The sequence below is a fragment of the Bacteroides muris (ex Fokt et al. 2023) genome (assembly GCF_024704895.1).
In the GTDB taxonomy this organism is placed as follows: domain Bacteria; phylum Bacteroidota; class Bacteroidia; order Bacteroidales; family Bacteroidaceae; genus Bacteroides; species Bacteroides muris.
In genome coordinates this window covers 71192-86698 of the sequence record NZ_JAMZEE010000001.1, presented here as the reverse complement: position 1 = coordinate 86698, position 15507 = coordinate 71192, and the positions used below count along the sequence as shown (strand labels likewise).

General features: G+C 49.1%; 14 protein-coding genes. 6 read left to right on the top strand and 8 right to left on the bottom strand.

Annotation, left to right across the window (positions count from 1 at the left end; all coding sequences use genetic code 11):
• Nucleotides 1-9: 9 nt before the first annotated feature.
• From rbsK (M1B78_RS00265) to M1B78_RS00255, 3 genes are all read right to left on the bottom strand, one after another.
• On the bottom strand, nucleotides 10-945 hold the full coding sequence (gene rbsK / locus M1B78_RS00265; protein ID WP_257930500.1) for a ribokinase: 936 nt from the start codon (nucleotides 943-945) through the stop codon (nucleotides 10-12).
• Nucleotides 946-984: 39 nt separating this feature from the next.
• The gene (gene rbsK, locus M1B78_RS00260; RefSeq protein WP_257930499.1) at nucleotides 985-1911 is read right to left on the bottom strand and encodes a ribokinase; all 927 of its coding nucleotides are present in this window, start codon (nucleotides 1909-1911) and stop codon (nucleotides 985-987) included.
• 215 nt (nucleotides 1912-2126) lie between these two features.
• Nucleotides 2127-3671: a hypothetical protein gene (locus tag M1B78_RS00255; protein ID WP_257930498.1), complete on the bottom strand. Its 1545-nt coding sequence runs from the start codon at nucleotides 3669-3671 to the stop codon at nucleotides 2127-2129.
• A 133-nt stretch (nucleotides 3672-3804) separates the two neighbouring features.
• Between M1B78_RS00255 and M1B78_RS00250 the strand changes: the two genes are divergently transcribed.
• The 6 genes from M1B78_RS00250 (at nucleotide 3805) to ybeY (ending at nucleotide 9732) form a co-directional block, all read left to right on the top strand.
• Nucleotides 3805-4239, top strand: a complete 435-nt coding sequence (locus M1B78_RS00250) for a DUF6078 family protein (protein ID WP_257939574.1) — start codon at nucleotides 3805-3807, stop codon at nucleotides 4237-4239.
• Nucleotides 4233-4646 (top strand): hypothetical protein, encoded by a 414-nt coding sequence (locus M1B78_RS00245; protein ID WP_257939573.1) that lies wholly within the window; start codon nucleotides 4233-4235, stop codon nucleotides 4644-4646. Before M1B78_RS00250 ends, M1B78_RS00245 begins: the two co-directional genes overlap by 7 nt.
• A 4-nt stretch (nucleotides 4647-4650) precedes the next feature.
• Nucleotides 4651-6867, top strand: a complete 2217-nt coding sequence (locus M1B78_RS00240) for a beta-N-acetylglucosaminidase (protein WP_257939572.1) — start codon at nucleotides 4651-4653, stop codon at nucleotides 6865-6867.
• Nucleotides 6868-6936: 69 nt separating this feature from the next.
• On the top strand, nucleotides 6937-7941 hold the full coding sequence (locus M1B78_RS00235; RefSeq protein WP_257930494.1) for a M20/M25/M40 family metallo-hydrolase: 1005 nt from the start codon (nucleotides 6937-6939) through the stop codon (nucleotides 7939-7941).
• Nucleotides 7942-8025: 84 nt separating this feature from the next.
• Nucleotides 8026-9258 carry a nucleoside recognition domain-containing protein gene (locus tag M1B78_RS00230; protein ID WP_257939571.1) on the top strand — a complete coding sequence of 411 codons (1233 nt, stop codon included), beginning with the start codon at nucleotides 8026-8028 and terminating at the stop codon, nucleotides 9256-9258.
• A gap of 60 nt (nucleotides 9259-9318) precedes the next feature.
• Nucleotides 9319-9732 carry an rRNA maturation RNase YbeY gene (ybeY, locus tag M1B78_RS00225; RefSeq protein ID WP_005826129.1) on the top strand — a complete coding sequence of 138 codons (414 nt, stop codon included), beginning with the start codon at nucleotides 9319-9321 and terminating at the stop codon, nucleotides 9730-9732.
• A 71-nt stretch (nucleotides 9733-9803) separates the two neighbouring features.
• Here the strand turns inward: ybeY and M1B78_RS00220 are convergent, their stop codons facing one another.
• The 5 genes from M1B78_RS00220 to M1B78_RS00200 all read right to left on the bottom strand — a co-directional run bounded on the left by M1B78_RS00220 (nucleotide 9804) and on the right by M1B78_RS00200 (nucleotide 15372).
• Nucleotides 9804-9995 carry a hypothetical protein gene (locus M1B78_RS00220; RefSeq protein ID WP_257930492.1) on the bottom strand — a complete coding sequence of 64 codons (192 nt, stop codon included), beginning with the start codon at nucleotides 9993-9995 and terminating at the stop codon, nucleotides 9804-9806.
• A gap of 62 nt (nucleotides 9996-10057) precedes the next feature.
• Nucleotides 10058-11194 carry an aldose epimerase family protein gene (locus M1B78_RS00215; RefSeq protein ID WP_257939569.1) on the bottom strand — a complete coding sequence of 379 codons (1137 nt, stop codon included), beginning with the start codon at nucleotides 11192-11194 and terminating at the stop codon, nucleotides 10058-10060.
• A gap of 29 nt (nucleotides 11195-11223) precedes the next feature.
• A complete protein-coding gene (locus tag M1B78_RS00210) occupies nucleotides 11224-13254 on the bottom strand; it encodes a hypothetical protein (RefSeq protein ID WP_257939568.1) in 2031 nt (676 codons plus the stop codon).
• A 71-nt stretch (nucleotides 13255-13325) separates the two neighbouring features.
• Complete coding sequence (locus M1B78_RS00205) at nucleotides 13326-14330, bottom strand: family 43 glycosylhydrolase (RefSeq protein WP_257939567.1); 1005 nt, start codon at nucleotides 14328-14330, stop codon at nucleotides 13326-13328.
• Nucleotides 14331-14349: 19 nt separating this feature from the next.
• A complete protein-coding gene (locus M1B78_RS00200; RefSeq protein ID WP_257939566.1) occupies nucleotides 14350-15372 on the bottom strand; it encodes a glycoside hydrolase family 43 protein in 1023 nt (340 codons plus the stop codon).
• Nucleotides 15373-15507: the final 135 nt, after the last annotated feature.

The window sequence follows — 15507 nt, the reverse complement described above, 5'->3', positions numbered from 1 at the left end:
TACAAAGTATTAAAGATTAAACGATAAAGATATTTTCCTTTCAAGTTTGAAACGTCCGACTTCTTCAAGTGTAGGAATGGATGGCTGAGCACCCATCCTAGTGACTGCAATCGCTGCCGCAACATTGGCAAATTCCAGTGCCTCTCTATCCAAACCTCTCTGAGAGTAGGCTACGGCCAAGGCTCCACAAAAAGTATCACCTGCTGCTGTGGTGTCAACAGCATTTACCTTATAACCGGAAATACGGACAGTTTCTTTTTTATTCTTCATGTATACTCCACGACTGCCCAGTGTGATAATGACATGACGTGCTCCGGATGCCATCAAGGCAGTGGCCATCTCGTCCAGATTATCTCCCGTATAACTGAGACCCGAAATAAAGGACGCTTCCACTTCATTCACCACCAGTAAATCAATGGCATTCATCAATTCCCTGTCAATCGGACAAGCGGGAGCTGGATTAAACAAAACCCTCTTCCCTTTTCCATTAGCCAATAAAGCTACCGCCTTCACCGTTTCATAAGGAATCTCGGCCTGCATCACAACTATATCTGCCTCGTCAATGACCGCCTCAAACCGCGTGACCGAATCAGGCAACAGAGAATGATTGGCTCCAGGAGCCACTGCAATACAATTTTCACCGCTATCGGCCACAAGGATGAGGGCAGTGCCTGTAGGATGATGTACATCATCCACAACGTAATCCGTAACAATGCCTTCTTTCTCGAACTGCTTTTTCAGAACATCCGCATACATATCATTTCCTAAAGAGGTGATAAACGTGACAGACGCTCCCAGCCGTGCTGCCGCAACCGCCTGATTAGCCCCTTTTCCTCCCAGTAACTGCATGAAACAAGCATCTCCTACCGTCTCACCGGGTGTAGGAAGATGTTTTACCTGTGCAACCATGTCAATGTTTGAACTGCCAACAACTACAATTTTCATTTTTATCAGATTTATAAATATAACTCAGGTTGGTTTATCTCATAAAGCTATCTCCCGTTTATAAGGAATGGCACTCTGTGCACCCATACGTGTCACTGCAAGAGCTGCCGCAGCATTGGCAAATTCCACCGATTCTGTCAGCGTATGGTTCTCGGACAAATAGACACTGAATGCTCCGCAAAACACATCTCCAGCACCAGTAGTATCAATTGTTTCTACTTCCTTTGCAGGAATCATAGTATATTCTTCCTTTTCCTTCACATAGGCTCCATCCTTTCCCAAGGTAATCACTACATTCTCTATTCCTTTCTCACCTATAACCATTGCAGCACGCCGGGCACTGTCTGCATCCACTACTTTTATACCCGACAACATTTCCGCCTCAACACGATTGGGCAATATGGTATGTACACTACCCAGAAATGAATTGCTCAGTACAGAAGCCGGTGCCGGATTCAATATCACTTTCTTACCGTAACTTTTGGCTATGGACGCAGCATATTCCGCCGTTTCAATCGGAACTTCAAGCTGCATTAATATGATATCGGCTTCTTCCAATTTACTCCGGGCCTTATCTATGTCTTCAACAGAAAGAGATCGGCTTGCACCTGGGGCAACAATGATGCTGTTTTCTCCAAAAGAATCAACAGAAATAAGAGCCACCCCCGAAGGGCTCTTTTGATCGGTAAATATGAATTCCGTATTTATTTTCTCCGAACGATATATTTCCAAAGCTTGCAAACCGAACAAATCATAACCAATCTTAGAGATTAGCGTAACCTCGGCACCTAACCGTGCAGCTGCAATAGCCTGATTGGCTCCTTTCCCACCGGGATTCATATAAAAGGTTCCTCCCAATATCGTTTCGCCGGGTACCGGAAGCCTGCTGGCTTTCACTACCATATCAGTATTGCAACTTCCTATCACTACAATCTTTGACTTACAAACAATTTCTTCTCCTCTCATAATATTAGAAATTAAGACTATGCAAATAAAACGAATAATAAGGAGGGAATTTCCTCATTATTCGTCCATTTATATAATTACAAACAAAGAAGATAAGGTTTAACACCTACAGAACAACTAATTAAAGAAAGTTTATTCCTGTAGTTTATATAATTACAAGAGGTGAAAAGATATAATAATCATAGGATTCCCACGGCATTGCTCTGCCATCAGCGTTATTTCTGATATAGCTCCTTTATATGCCTTTTAAGCACATCCGACAGATTTTCTTTCAATATCTTGGATTCTATCCAAGCTGTGAAATCAAAGAGCCGCAACAACTGATTCTCGTATTTATCATCATACAAAGCCCGGATTTCAGGGAGGAGTTTATTCCAAAAGGCCTCACGGTCTTTTCTCAAAATCGGGAGATTCTGCTGATTCAGAAACCACAGGATGATATGTTCCGTTTTGAAAGTATGCTCTTTGGGAGAAGAAAGACTCCGACTGACAGAACGTGATTCATGGCATACAAACTCGTATTCATGCATCTCGTAATAAACAATGAGGCGCACCAGACGAATGGTTCTCATCAAGGGCTGATACTTGATATTGTGATCGATAATCGCATTGCTGATGTATTTCCTTGCCGCCTTGTAGTTCTGATTGCCTATATGTATAAGTGCGGTATAGAGCAACAATTCACTTTTACGCACCGGACTCAACCATGCCTCCTTATCATAGAGTGACTTCCGGTAACACGCCATCAGCTTTATGCAATCCGGAAAATCTCCATTATCCAAATAAGGAAACAGTTCATATTGAAAGAGAAGGCAAACGGCATTCACTTGAAATTCAAACGAAGAAGCATCCGAGATAAGCTTTTTCAACTTGTCCAGAAAGTAAGGTATTTCGTCATATTGTCCACAGACCCTCAAACTGCCAAGCATCCCCTCGAGTGCCGACAAATAGTAGATAGGAGGATTAGACCAGAACTGCCGGTTCTGCTCAAACAGCCGGCTAAGCTCCTTATAAGAATTCAAGGCTGCTTTATAGTCTCCAGCTCCCATCAAATAATTAGCCTGAAAAAGTCTGTGGTTCCGCATCAATTCAAAATCTCCCTCTATTCCGGAAGAAGCGGCTATGGAAAGTTCGTTAACCATAAGGTCATTCATGTCCTGTCTCTGTCGGGAGGTTCGGATAGAACCGATATGGCTAAGGCGGTACTTCAACAAGTTATGCAAAGAAGACTGTTCTACAATCTTGCGGGTTTTCTTTAAAGCTTCATTTTGCATAAAGTGTTTATGGTAGAGTTCCGATTCAGCCAGATTCGGGAAATTTAGCCTCAGCAAGTATTCCAACTCCAGCTTTAAGGCAATGGTCAGCACCTCATTGTTTTCATAATATGTCGCTTGTTCTATCGTGCCTGAAAGTATCTCAAAACACTCTTCAAACAAAGATCGTTCGTAAAGCATACGGGCCTTGCACAAATTGTTCAGCAGGTCGTAATAGATGTCTTTCTTCTTTCGCAAAGCGAGCAAACTATCCGTCAGCCTTTCATACAGATATTGGATGGAGACTTCGAACGAACCACCAGGCCTGCGCTTATGAAATTCTCCCTTTACACTCTTACTATCCGGTTGCTTACTTTTGGTAATGATATCATATATCACCAGATAGTCTTTTTCCTCCTTATCCTTCAACATCTGGACGGAGAAAGCTTTCTTTTCTGCCTTGGACATAGAATATATCAGTGATATGACCGAATCGACCCGCTTCATGGCAATTTTGTAGTTCCTGTTGCAAAAGAACTGATTTTTTTCGTAAAAAGTACGGAAACAGAAAAAGATTTGCCCTTCCCCCAAAGAAAACCTATCTTTACGCCCAAATGAAAACCTATAAAACATACATGCCATGAACCCCGAAACAGCCCTCTCCCAAATTCCCTTCGACTACGCCCTGTGCCTCGACCATGAATGCCCCAAGGCAGCCAACTGCCTCCGCCAGCTGTCCGTGCAAAGCATGCCGGCTGATAAAGATTACTGGAACATCGTCAGCCCCAAACGGCTTGCCGCCCTGAAGGGAGACTGTCCTTTCTTCCGAACCAGCGAAAAGGTGCGCTACGCCAAAGGCTTCATGAACTTGCTGGACAACCTGCCCTACAACAAACGAAGAACCGTCATCAGCCTCCTGATAGCCCGCTTCGGACAACGGACCTACTACCGCATCCGCAAAGGAGAACGCCTGCTGTCGCCGGACGAACAACGAACCGTGCTGAATATCATCGGACAGCCTGAAGCAAACATGGAATCGGCTTTTGATGCCTACGTAGAGGGCTACGCATGGTAACAAACTCGTTCTCTTGGACTTATTTTGCCAAGACAACGACAACCCATTGGCAAAACATTGCCAACAAACAGGCAACACCTTGCCTGTCCGAAGGCAACGGCCTGCCAACAAACTGGCAAAAGCTTGCCAACACGCAGGCAAGAAACGCGATGCCATTGCCGGACTTTCTGTCTTCGGGCATCAGCCATCAGCCGCCCGAACGGCGTCAGCATGTCGGCCGCACAGCTTTACGACCCGGGGCACGGTTCCCCTTGCGGCGTGGAACAGGAAGAAGAGGGAACATCGAAAGGAAATCCCTCGTCAGCAAGCAAAAATACGATATTTGCTCAAAAGTTAATAAAGCATATGCCGCATTTCCCATTATTTTTCCCATCTTTGCGGCAATATTCACCTCTCAATCTACTTAACATTATGAAAAGAAAACCATTGCTGCTCGGAATCATCAGCCTGCTGGCAACTGCAACCATCCATGCACAAGAGTTCCGTTTGCAACCCACTCCCCAGAACTACACCGTACAACAGGACGACTCCATCAGCATCCCCCGGCAATACCGGCTGATGGCAGGCAACTCCTTGAACAACGGAACCGCCCTGCCCCTGCTCCGTTCGCTGATGCCGGAAGAAGCCCCCGATGCTGCATTCCGCATCTACATCGGAACAAAAGGCGACAAGGTGGTAAGCAGCTACCGGAAACGGATTCCGCAAAAGTCCGAAGGCTACTTCCTGAAAATAGAAAAAGACCGCATCATCATTGCCGGAGCCGACGAACGGGGAACTTACTACGGCGTGCAGACACTTGCCCAACTGCTTACTCTGGACAAACTGCCCCTTGCCGAAGTGGCCGACTATCCCGATGTGCCCTACCGGGGTGTGGTAGAAGGATTCTACGGAACCCCCTGGAGCCAGGAAGACCGCATACGCCAACTGGACTTCTACGGACGGAACAAGATGAATGTCTACCTCTACGGTCCTAAAGACGACCCCTACCACAGCACACCCCACTGGCGCAAGCCCTACCCTGCCCAAGAAGCCGAACGGCTGAAACAACTCGTGGACAGAGCCCGCGACAACAACGTCATCTTCTACTGGGCCATCCATCCGGGACAGGACATCCGCTGGAACGAAGAAGACCGTGAGCTGCTGTTGCAGAAATTTGAAAGCATGTACCAGCTGGGCGTGCGCGGATTTGCCGTTTTCTTCGACGACATCTCCGGCGAAGGAACCAAAGCGGACAAACAAGCCGAACTGCTGAACTACATCGACAACCATTTCGTACAGGTCAAGAAAGACGTCGCCCCACTGGTGATGTGCCCCACGGAATACAACAAGTCATGGACCAAGGTGGAAGGCGGCTACCTCACCACTCTTGGCGAGAAGCTGAACAAGGACATCCAAATCATGTGGACCGGAAACCGGGTCATCGCCACCATAGACCGGCCTACCCTGGACTTCATCAATCCGCTGATAAAACGCAAAGCCTACATTTGGTGGAACTTCCCTGTGTCCGACTATGTACGCGACCACCTGCTGATGGGGCCCGTCTACGGAAACGGACTCGACATCGAAGACGGCATGTCCGCCTTTGTCTCCAACCCCATGGAACATGCCGAAGCTTCCAAGATTTCCCTCTACAGCGTGGCCGATTACACCTGGAACATGGAGAAATTTGACAGCGACACCTCCTGGAGACACGCCATCAAAGACCTGATGCCACTCCATGCCGAATATCTGGAAACATTTGCCGCCCACAACTCCGATTTGGGCAAGAACGGACACGGCTTCCGACGCGAGGAATCCATCCGTCTGCAACCTGCCCTTTCCGCACTGCTGAAGAGCTATCTGGAGAAAGGCGAGATAGACGAAACCGCCTACAACCAAGTAGACGAAGAGTGCCGCAAGATTATCCTCTCTGCCGATATGCTGCTTGCCTCCGGCAACGAGAACCGCCCTCTTATCGATGAAATCAGACCTTGGCTCACTCAATTCAAACTGGTGGGCGAATACGGAAAGACTGTGCTGGAAATGATGCGCCTGCCACAACAGGAAAAAGCCTTCCTGCCCGGCCATGCCCACGCACAAGCCTTGCAAACCCTGATGACGGACAACGATGCCCGCTATCCGCAAGGAGTGAAGAGCGGAAGCGGACAACTGATGCCCACCTTCGACGCCCTGTTCGAGGCCTCCACGAAGCAATACAACCAGCGGTTCCATACCGCACTGAACGCCCGTGCCGTCTACTCGCCCTACACGCTGGAAAGCAACGTGCAACAGCTCGCCCTGCTCCCCACGCAGCAGAAGGGAAAAGAAGGCAGCATCGCACCCTCCAACGAAGTCATCCTTTGGCAGGCAGGCGGCTCTCTGACCCTCTCCATGGACCGTCCGCGCGTGCTTGCCACGCTAAGGATAGACTTGGGGACAAAGGAAGAAGGATACACGCACTTCAGGCTGGAAACAAGCCTTGACGGCAAAACGTGGCGAAACGCAAACTTGCAGAGCGTATGGAAAGGATACACCATGCAGAAAGCGGATGTGAAAGGACAAAAAGTACTGAAGATAAGGCTGATCAACACCTCCGGAAGCGAACAGAAAGTATATTTCAAAGCATTCAGGCTGACAGAGCAAGAGTGACCTCGTATCAAGAAGAGCAATCTCCGACACCGCAACCGAATGCCAAACGACCTTTAAAAAACATATAACATGTATAAAGCTGTTTTAGGAGCCATCTGCTCCCTGTTTTTCACACTGCCGCTACAAGCGCAGCAACCACTCGAGAAAGGATTGCAAAGCATCAACCGGGCTTCGGCCGAAGCCATTGTCGGCTTTCTGGCCGACGATGAGCTGCAAGGGCGCGAAGCCGGTACCCACGGGGCACGAGTGGCAGCCCGCTACATCGCCTCCCTCCTGAAAGAAGCCGGCATCGCACCGCTCTACAAGGAGGGGTATTACCAGCCCTTCGAAGCATGCAGCAAGGAGAGGCAGCAACGGGGACGATGGCACGTGCATCCCGACTCCATCGCTGCCCTGAAGCAAGGCACCCATCGCTCCTTACAGATGGACAACGTGTTGGGATTCATTCCCGGCCAACGTGTCGACGAATATGTCATTGTAGGCGCTCACTTCGACCACTTGGGCACGGACGAGACACTGGTCAACGACCGGATATACAACGGTGCGGACGACAATGCCTCGGGCGTGTCCGCCGTCCTGCAGATAGCGCGTGCCTTTGCGGCCAGCGGTCAGAAACCGTTGAGAAACGTAATTTTCGCCTTCTGGGACGGAGAAGAGAAAGGCCTGCTCGGCTCGAAATACTTCGCGCAAAGCTGCCCTTTCATCAGCCAAGTGAAAGGTTACCTCAACTTCGACATGATAGGACGCAACAGCAAGCCGGAACAACCGCAACATGTAGTCTACTTCTACACTGCCGCCCATCCCGCCTTCGGCGACTGGCTGAAACAGGACATCGCACGCTACAACCTGCAACTGCAACCCGACAGCCGCGCCTGGGACCGCCCAGTGGGTGGCAGCGACAATGCCACCTTTGCCTTGCTGGACATTCCCATCATCTGGTATCACACGGACGGACACCCCGACTACCACCAACCCTCGGACCATGCCGACCGACTGAACTGGGAAAAGGTTGTGGAAATCACCAAGGCCTCGTTCCTCAATGTCTGGAACCTTGCCAACGAAAAGAAGTATTAACCGCAACAGGCTGCCTTTGGCAGCCTGCGGTTTTCACATCAGTCCATAACTCAAAAGTTCGCAAACTAAAAAACTCAAAATAAAATGGTTTTAAATTACATCTGGGTGGCTTTCTTCGTCATCGCATTCATCGTGGCCCTCTGCAAACTCATTTTTATGGGTGATGTGGAGATATTCACGGAACTCGTCAACTCCACCTTCTCCTCTTCCAAAACAGCTTTTGAAATATCCCTGGGGCTGACAGGAATACTCGCCCTCTGGCTCGGCGTGATGAAGATAGGCGAAAACAGCGGTATGATCAACGCCCTCTCACGTTGGCTGAGCCCGGTATTCTGCCGCCTCTTCCCCGACATACCGAAAGGACATCCTGCCATGGGCTCCATATTCATGAATCTCTCTGCCAACATGCTGGGGCTGGACAATGCCGCTACTCCGATGGGGCTGAAAGCCATGAAGGAACTTCAGGAGCTGAACCCGAAAAAGGACACCGCCACCAATCCGATGGTCATGTTCCTTGTACTCAACACTTCGGGACTGATACTTATCCCCGTCAGCATCATGATGTACCGCTCGCAGATGGGTGCCTCCCAGCCCACGGACATCTTTATCCCCACACTGATAACGACCGCCATCTCGACCGTTGTCGGTGTCATCGCCGTCAGCATTGCACAGCGCATCAACCTGCTGAACAAGCCCATACTTATCCTGATTGGCTGCATCAGCCTTTTCTTTGCCGCGCTTGTCTACCTGTTCACACAGATTAGCCGCGATGAAATGGGCGTATATTCCACTTTGATTGCCAACATACTGCTGTTCTCCATCATCCTGCTGTTCATCCTCTGGGGGCTATGGAAAAAGATAAATGTATACGATGCCTTCATCGAAGGGGCCAAAGAAGGCTTCACCACTGCCGTACGCATCATCCCCTATCTGGTTGCCTTCCTCGTTGGAATCGCCGTTTTCCGCACTTCAGGCGCCATGGATATACTGGTGAACGGCATCGGTTACGTAGTAGGACTGTTCGGCGTAGATACCGGTTTTGTAGGCGCCCTGCCCACTGCCTTGATGAAGTCGTTGAGCGGCAGCGGTGCCAACGGACTGATGATTGACACCATGAAGCAATATGGTGCCGATTCATTTGTAGGACGCATGAGTTGCGTGGCACGCGGTGCTTCGGATACTACGTTCTATATCCTTGCTGTGTATTTCGGCAGCGTAGGTATCACCAAAACGAGGAATGCCGTGACGTGTGGGCTGATTGCCGATTTCTCCGGCATCATTGCAGCGATTATTATCAGTTATATGTTCTTCTTCTAAAGAAACTGTCTTAATCACAGGAATGTAATTTCAATCGTAAATCGTAAAATTGTAAATAAAATGATTAGTTATCAGACAGACGGCGTTGAAATGCCCTCCATCAAGAAGCGTGAAACCACGGAATGGATAAAATCCGTAGCCGCCACTTACGGAAAAAGAGTCGGTGAAATCGCCTACATCTTCTGCTCGGACGAGAAGATACTCGAAGTGAACCGCCAATATCTGCAACACGATTATTACACAGATATCATCACTTTCGACTACTGTGAAGGCAACCGCCTTAGCGGTGACCTCTTCATCAGCCTCGATACCGTACGCACCAATGCGGAACAGTTCGCCGATAACAACTACGAACGTGAACTGTACCGGGTCATCATCCACGGCATCCTCCACCTTTGCGGAATCAATGACAAAGGGCCGGGAGAACGGGAGATTATGGAAGAGGCGGAGAATAAGGCGCTGGCGATGCGGTAATTCCAAAAAATAAAAACTCTGTCTTGATAAAGTGCTGATTTTACCAAGACAGAGTATTTAAGAAAAACAGGTTACTTTGCCAACACAACGACAACTAACGGGTGATATTTGTCTGCTCCTGATTCGATGCGGGCATCCACACCATCTATAGTTACTCTAATAAGTTCAACACTGCCATAACCATCATTATACTTCCAATGGGAAATAATGGAATGTTCCTCTCCGTCACCAAAGATATAGGGACAAACAAACGTACGCCTCAATACTTCAGGCTTCTTGTCATATTTATATCCATCCCATAAGGCAGGCTACGCCTGCCTTATATTTATTTCTTCACCGAAAAGCGATAGATGCAATGGCTGTCATACTTCTCTCCCGGCTTCAGCAACGCCGAAGGCCATTCCGGCTTGTTGGGCGTATCGGGATATTTCTGCGTCTCCAAACAGACGGACGCACGATGACCGTACACAATACCTTTCTTTCCGGTCAGTGTGCCATCCAGGAAGTTACCGGCATAAATCTGAATGCCCGGTTCGTTGGTATAGACATCAAGCACAATACCCGTTGAGGGAGACTCGAGGGTGGCACACGGGCGGGTGACGTCACCCTTCGTATTGAGTACCCAGTTGTGGTCATAGCCCTTGCCGTTCTTCAACTGTTCAAAGTCATTGTCGATACGGGCGCCAACAGCAGTAGGAGTGCGGAAATCCATATCCGTACCTTCTACGGAAACAATCTCACCGGTAGTCATGAAGGTACTGTCCACGGGGGTATAAGCATCTGCATCGATAGTGAGCAGATAATCCGAATTGGACTTGGAGGGGTCACCGTCCAGGTTAAAGTAAGAATGGTTCGTCATGTTGATGACGGTGGTACGGTCTGTTTCGGCACTGTAACGAATGTCGATGGCATCGTCATCTGTCAGCGAGAAAGTGACCTTGCAGGTCAGGTTACCCGGGAAGCCCTCCTCTCCGTCTTTCGACAGATAAGTCAGCTCCAGAACCTGATTGCTCAACTGGCGGGCATCGAACACTTGATATTGGTATCCCTTGGGACCTCCATGCAGGCAATGACCGTAATTGTTGCGCGGCAGCTGATACTCTACCCCATCCACCGTAATCTTACCCTGATTGATACGGTTGGCATAACGTCCGATGGTAGCGCCGAAATCCGAAGGGAACTTGATGTAGTCCTGAATGGAATCGAAGCCCAGCACCACATCACGCATAACGCCATCCTTGTCCGGCACCATCACCGATACAATACGTCCGCCGAAGTTCGTAATGCAAACTTCCATACCATTCTTATTCTTCAAAACAAACAAGTCTGTCTGCTTGCCATCCACTTCCGTACGGAAGTTGGCAGGTTCCAGTCCCGAGGCAGTCTTCTCGCTCGCCTGCCTGCTTGTGCAAGCCGATGTCAACAGCATCACGCTTGCCAACAAAGTCATCATCTTATTCATAAATACAATATTGGTTACTGTTTAGACTATCATTTTTTCAATAAGAACTGCTCCGCACGTCCCGGAGTGAACAACTCCCACAAAGAAGCAACCGTCCAGCCCGGAGCGAAGATATTGTTGTAATATCCCTTTCCGTTGCGTCCGTAATCCCAATTGGTATGCTGCACCACTTCGGGATAATAACCCGCTTTGGCAATGCCGCACATATGCCCTTCATAGGGCAACAACTGACGCATGGATGTGAAAATTACCTCGGCAAAGTCAGAGAAGCGCGGTTCTTTGTACTCCCAGGAAAGCCAATGCAGCACATCGGCAAATTCGAAGATAAACACATCGATATGGTTATTCTCTACCGACACATTACCCCAACCACGGGTTTTCAAGCCGATATCTCCCAGCATCTGACCTTCGGCAAAAGGAACATCCCAGGTATAATACCACGACAAGGCAAAATAAGCTGCTTTCTTCGCCAGACCGGCATAATGTGCACGCTCTTCTCCTTTGGTAACCAAAGCCAGATAATAAGCAGCCGTAGCAGCATACAAGGAGGCTTCCTTGTCCTCGCAGTTGGCATCCAGCGTAGACGAGAAATAATCGGCCTTGGAGATAAGTTCCTTCTCCAGGTAGTCTACCGTACGCTTGGCGCTTGCCAGATAGCGCTTGTCCTTGAAATACTTGGATGCCATCACCAAAGGCAAGGTTGCCGAAGGCGTGCTGCCGCCGCTGGCATCCACGATAGAGAAATCATCCTTGAACTTACGCGGGAAGCTGCCGTCCTCGTTCTGCAACTTGAGGAAGTTGTCCAGCATGCTCTTGATGCGTTTCTCCCATTCGGGATGTTTACGCTTCTGCTGTTTCTCGTAGTTCAGATAGTTCAGAATGGCATATACGCCTTCGGACTGACGGCGGATGCTATGTCTGGTTTCCTTGAAGCCGCGGTTGTAGTGTACCACTTCGTTGAAGAAACCCGCAGGCGAGAAACCGTTCCGGAGATAAGTGTCAAAGATATGGTTGGCATTGTCCACCAGGTCTTGGCGATTCTGCTGTTTGCCATACTCCAAAGCATTGAAAGCGTTCAGCAACGTACGTCCCACAAAGCCCACTTCGGCAACGTCCGTATTGGCACAAGTGGCAGTCTCCAACTCTACACCGGAGTAATAATGAGTGGGAGTATTGCTGACATAGCTTTCCACAAAGAAGTTGCTCATCACCTCCTTCATGCGGTCTACCGTGTAAGGTGTGTCAACCGGTTTCGGGAGGTTCGTGTCGTAGCTATATTCCCAAGTGCGCTGTACGCATTCCGAGAAATCGGCAGCATTCCTTTCGGACAACTCCCAGGTCATGGAGATGCTGTCGCCTTTGCGAAGCAGTTGGAAAGCCTCAACGGCAGGAGCCAGCGTCAGTTTGCGGATGTATGTCTTCGGTGCTTCCTTATAGGGGAAACCGTATGCCAAGACAGTCACACCGTCCACATTCAGGAAGCCGGTATACCCGATGGAAGTCTCGCCGGACAAGATTACCTCTCCCTCCTTATGCGTGGTCAAAGCTTCCTTGTCGAACTTGTCAATACGGATAACCGACATGGACGTACCGCTTGCCGGATTGAAAGCTGCCGTCAGCGGAGTGCTCAAACGGTCCTCACGCACCAGCCAACTGTCCGATGTGTGGAAAGAAGGAGCTTCCTTCGGCGAACGCAGGTTGCGTCGATACCAGAAGCCCGGCATGTAGAACTGGCAGTCTGAATGCTTGTAACCGGTCTTGATCTGTTCCCCGTAGTTGAAATACACATCTTCCAGCGCTTTCAGTGTGACAGTAATGCGCTGTCTGTCATCCTTCTCCACCACCCGGCGGACGATTTCCAGCGGCAGCTTCTCCGAAGCCCGGCAACCGTACACACCCTCCTGCATCTTCTGCAAAGCCAGCTGATATTGCCTGGCATCATTCCCCGGCACTTTCAAGGAAATAGAGGCGGAGATGTCTTCCGAAGCAACATTCACCGCTCCCGCACCCGTAATGCCCGCAACGAGCATTACTCCCAAAAACAATCTTTTTAGTCTCATGGTTACATCTGTTTTATTGTTGTTAGAAAAAATATCATTCATTCCATTCCGACGGGCTACTTTCATGATAATCAGAATTTCGGTTTCTCCGCTTCCGTAGATGCAACGGAGTCTTCTACCGTCGGCCATCCGTCTTCCCAGCTAATCCTATCCAGCATCAATACGCGGCCTTCGGGGTTCTTAGTACTCACCGCGTGATAGAAGAACCAGTCATTACCGGCATTGTCCGTCACAATCTCGGAGTTATGGCCGGTTCCCACAAAGGAATTGCTTTTCTGAATCAGCACTTCGTGCTTGTTATCCATCATGCTACCGCCATTCTTGTCGACATAGGGGCCGAAAAGATTATCTGAACGGCCTACAACAGTAGTGTAAGTACTCTTCAATCCCTCACAACAACTTCCTATGGAAGCGAAGAAGTAGTAATGCCCGTCCTTCTTGTGAATATAGGTACCTTCGTAAGCGGTTCCTGCCACTTGCTGCGGTGTGGCGCCGTCCTTCAGAGAGAGTCCGTCATCAGACAGTTCAATCGCATAGATTCCTCGAAAACTGCCCCAGAAAAGATATTTCTTCCCTCCATCCTCTATATAGAAAGGGTCGATGGAGTTCTGCACATTAATTTCATTGCTGCGGAACATCTTTCCGTGGTCCTTGAAAGGTCCCTCCGGTTTATCAGCAGTGGCACAACCGATGCCGCAAGTCCACTCGCCTCCCCAGACGGACATGGAATAGTAGAGCACGTATTTATCACCTATCTTGTTGATGTCCGGTGCCCACAAACCTCCGTTCGGCTCAAAGTCAGGCCGGGTACGGTCGGTAAAGGCAGTACCTACATATTCCCAATCCACCAGATTCCCGGAACGGTGAACCGGCAGATTGCGTATGTCCTCGGTGGCATACAAATAGTAATAACCGTCACCGCCCTTTATCACAGAAGGGTCTGGCAAACTGTAGTTTATCACCGGATTGCGGTAGACATTCTTCGGCCGGTCATTCCGTTTGTCTTCCTTTGCAGCCGATGATAAAGAACATGCTGCCAAACAGCATAACACTGATAACACAAGAAATTGTTTCATACTATATATTATTTACATTCTACTTTTCGGGTGATGCTCTGCCCAATACCTGCGGACGGACAAGAGGGCCACCGATAGAAACCGTTTCCCGGTCGGAAATGGCAAAATCCTTGATATACGAAGTGCGCGGCTGTACTTTCGTGGAATCCCAGTGTGCATGGAAAATGTATTTCCAGCTGCCGTCCTTGCAGCGGAAGGGCGCTCCGTGTCCGGTGCCCATCAAGCCGTCGGCACGTTGCAGAATCGGGTTTCCCTCGTATTTCTTCCACGGTCCCGTCGGGCTGTCCGAAGTGGCGTAGCCCACTCCGTAGTTCTTGCTTTCAAAGTGATTGGCCGAATAAACCAGATAATATACATCCTCTTTCTTCAAGACGGAAGGGCCTTCGGCAACCTTGGCGGGCTTGTCTTGCGAAAGCTCCCAAGGCTCTCCCACCTTAATGCACTCCGTCAGCGTTTCCTGCTTGATGCCGGTCAGATCATCGTTCATCTCTGCCACCCAAATGACGTTGCCATCCGTAAAACGCACGAAATAGAGGTAAGGCGTGCCGTCATGGTCGATGAGGAGAGAGGTATCGATGCTCTTCTCATCCCATATAGGCTGCTTCACCTCCTGACGGAACGGGCCTTGGGGAGCATCTGCCGTTGCCACGCAGATATGCTCTTCGGTGGAATAAAACAGATAAAACTTCTTCTTCGATTTGATGTAGTAGACTTCCGGTGCCCAGAATCCCCACGTGCCGTAGGAGTCGGCAGCCGACAACGCCTGGCCTTCACGCGTCCAGTTTTTCAAGTCATCGGAAGAGAAGCAGGCAAAGCCTTCCCCTTCTACCGTACCTCCGGTGCCGTAGGCATAATACTTGCCTTCGTAAAGCATCACGTAGGGGTCGGCAATGGGCAGATAGTCCGATTCTACAACCGTCTTCTCCTTTTCAACTCCCTCGACAACAATATCGTCCACATCCTTATAGTCTGAAGAGCAGGACTGGCAGGAAGCCAGCGTGGCCAACAGAAACAGATACATACATATAAAATTCTTTTTCATGATTCTTTCTTAAACAATTGTTATGATGATAAATATTTACTTTCAAGAAGATGTTCCGTTACACCCGTATATTGAACCCTATTCAGTCGTATACTGAACCCTATTCAATCGTATACTGAAATACATTCAGTCGTA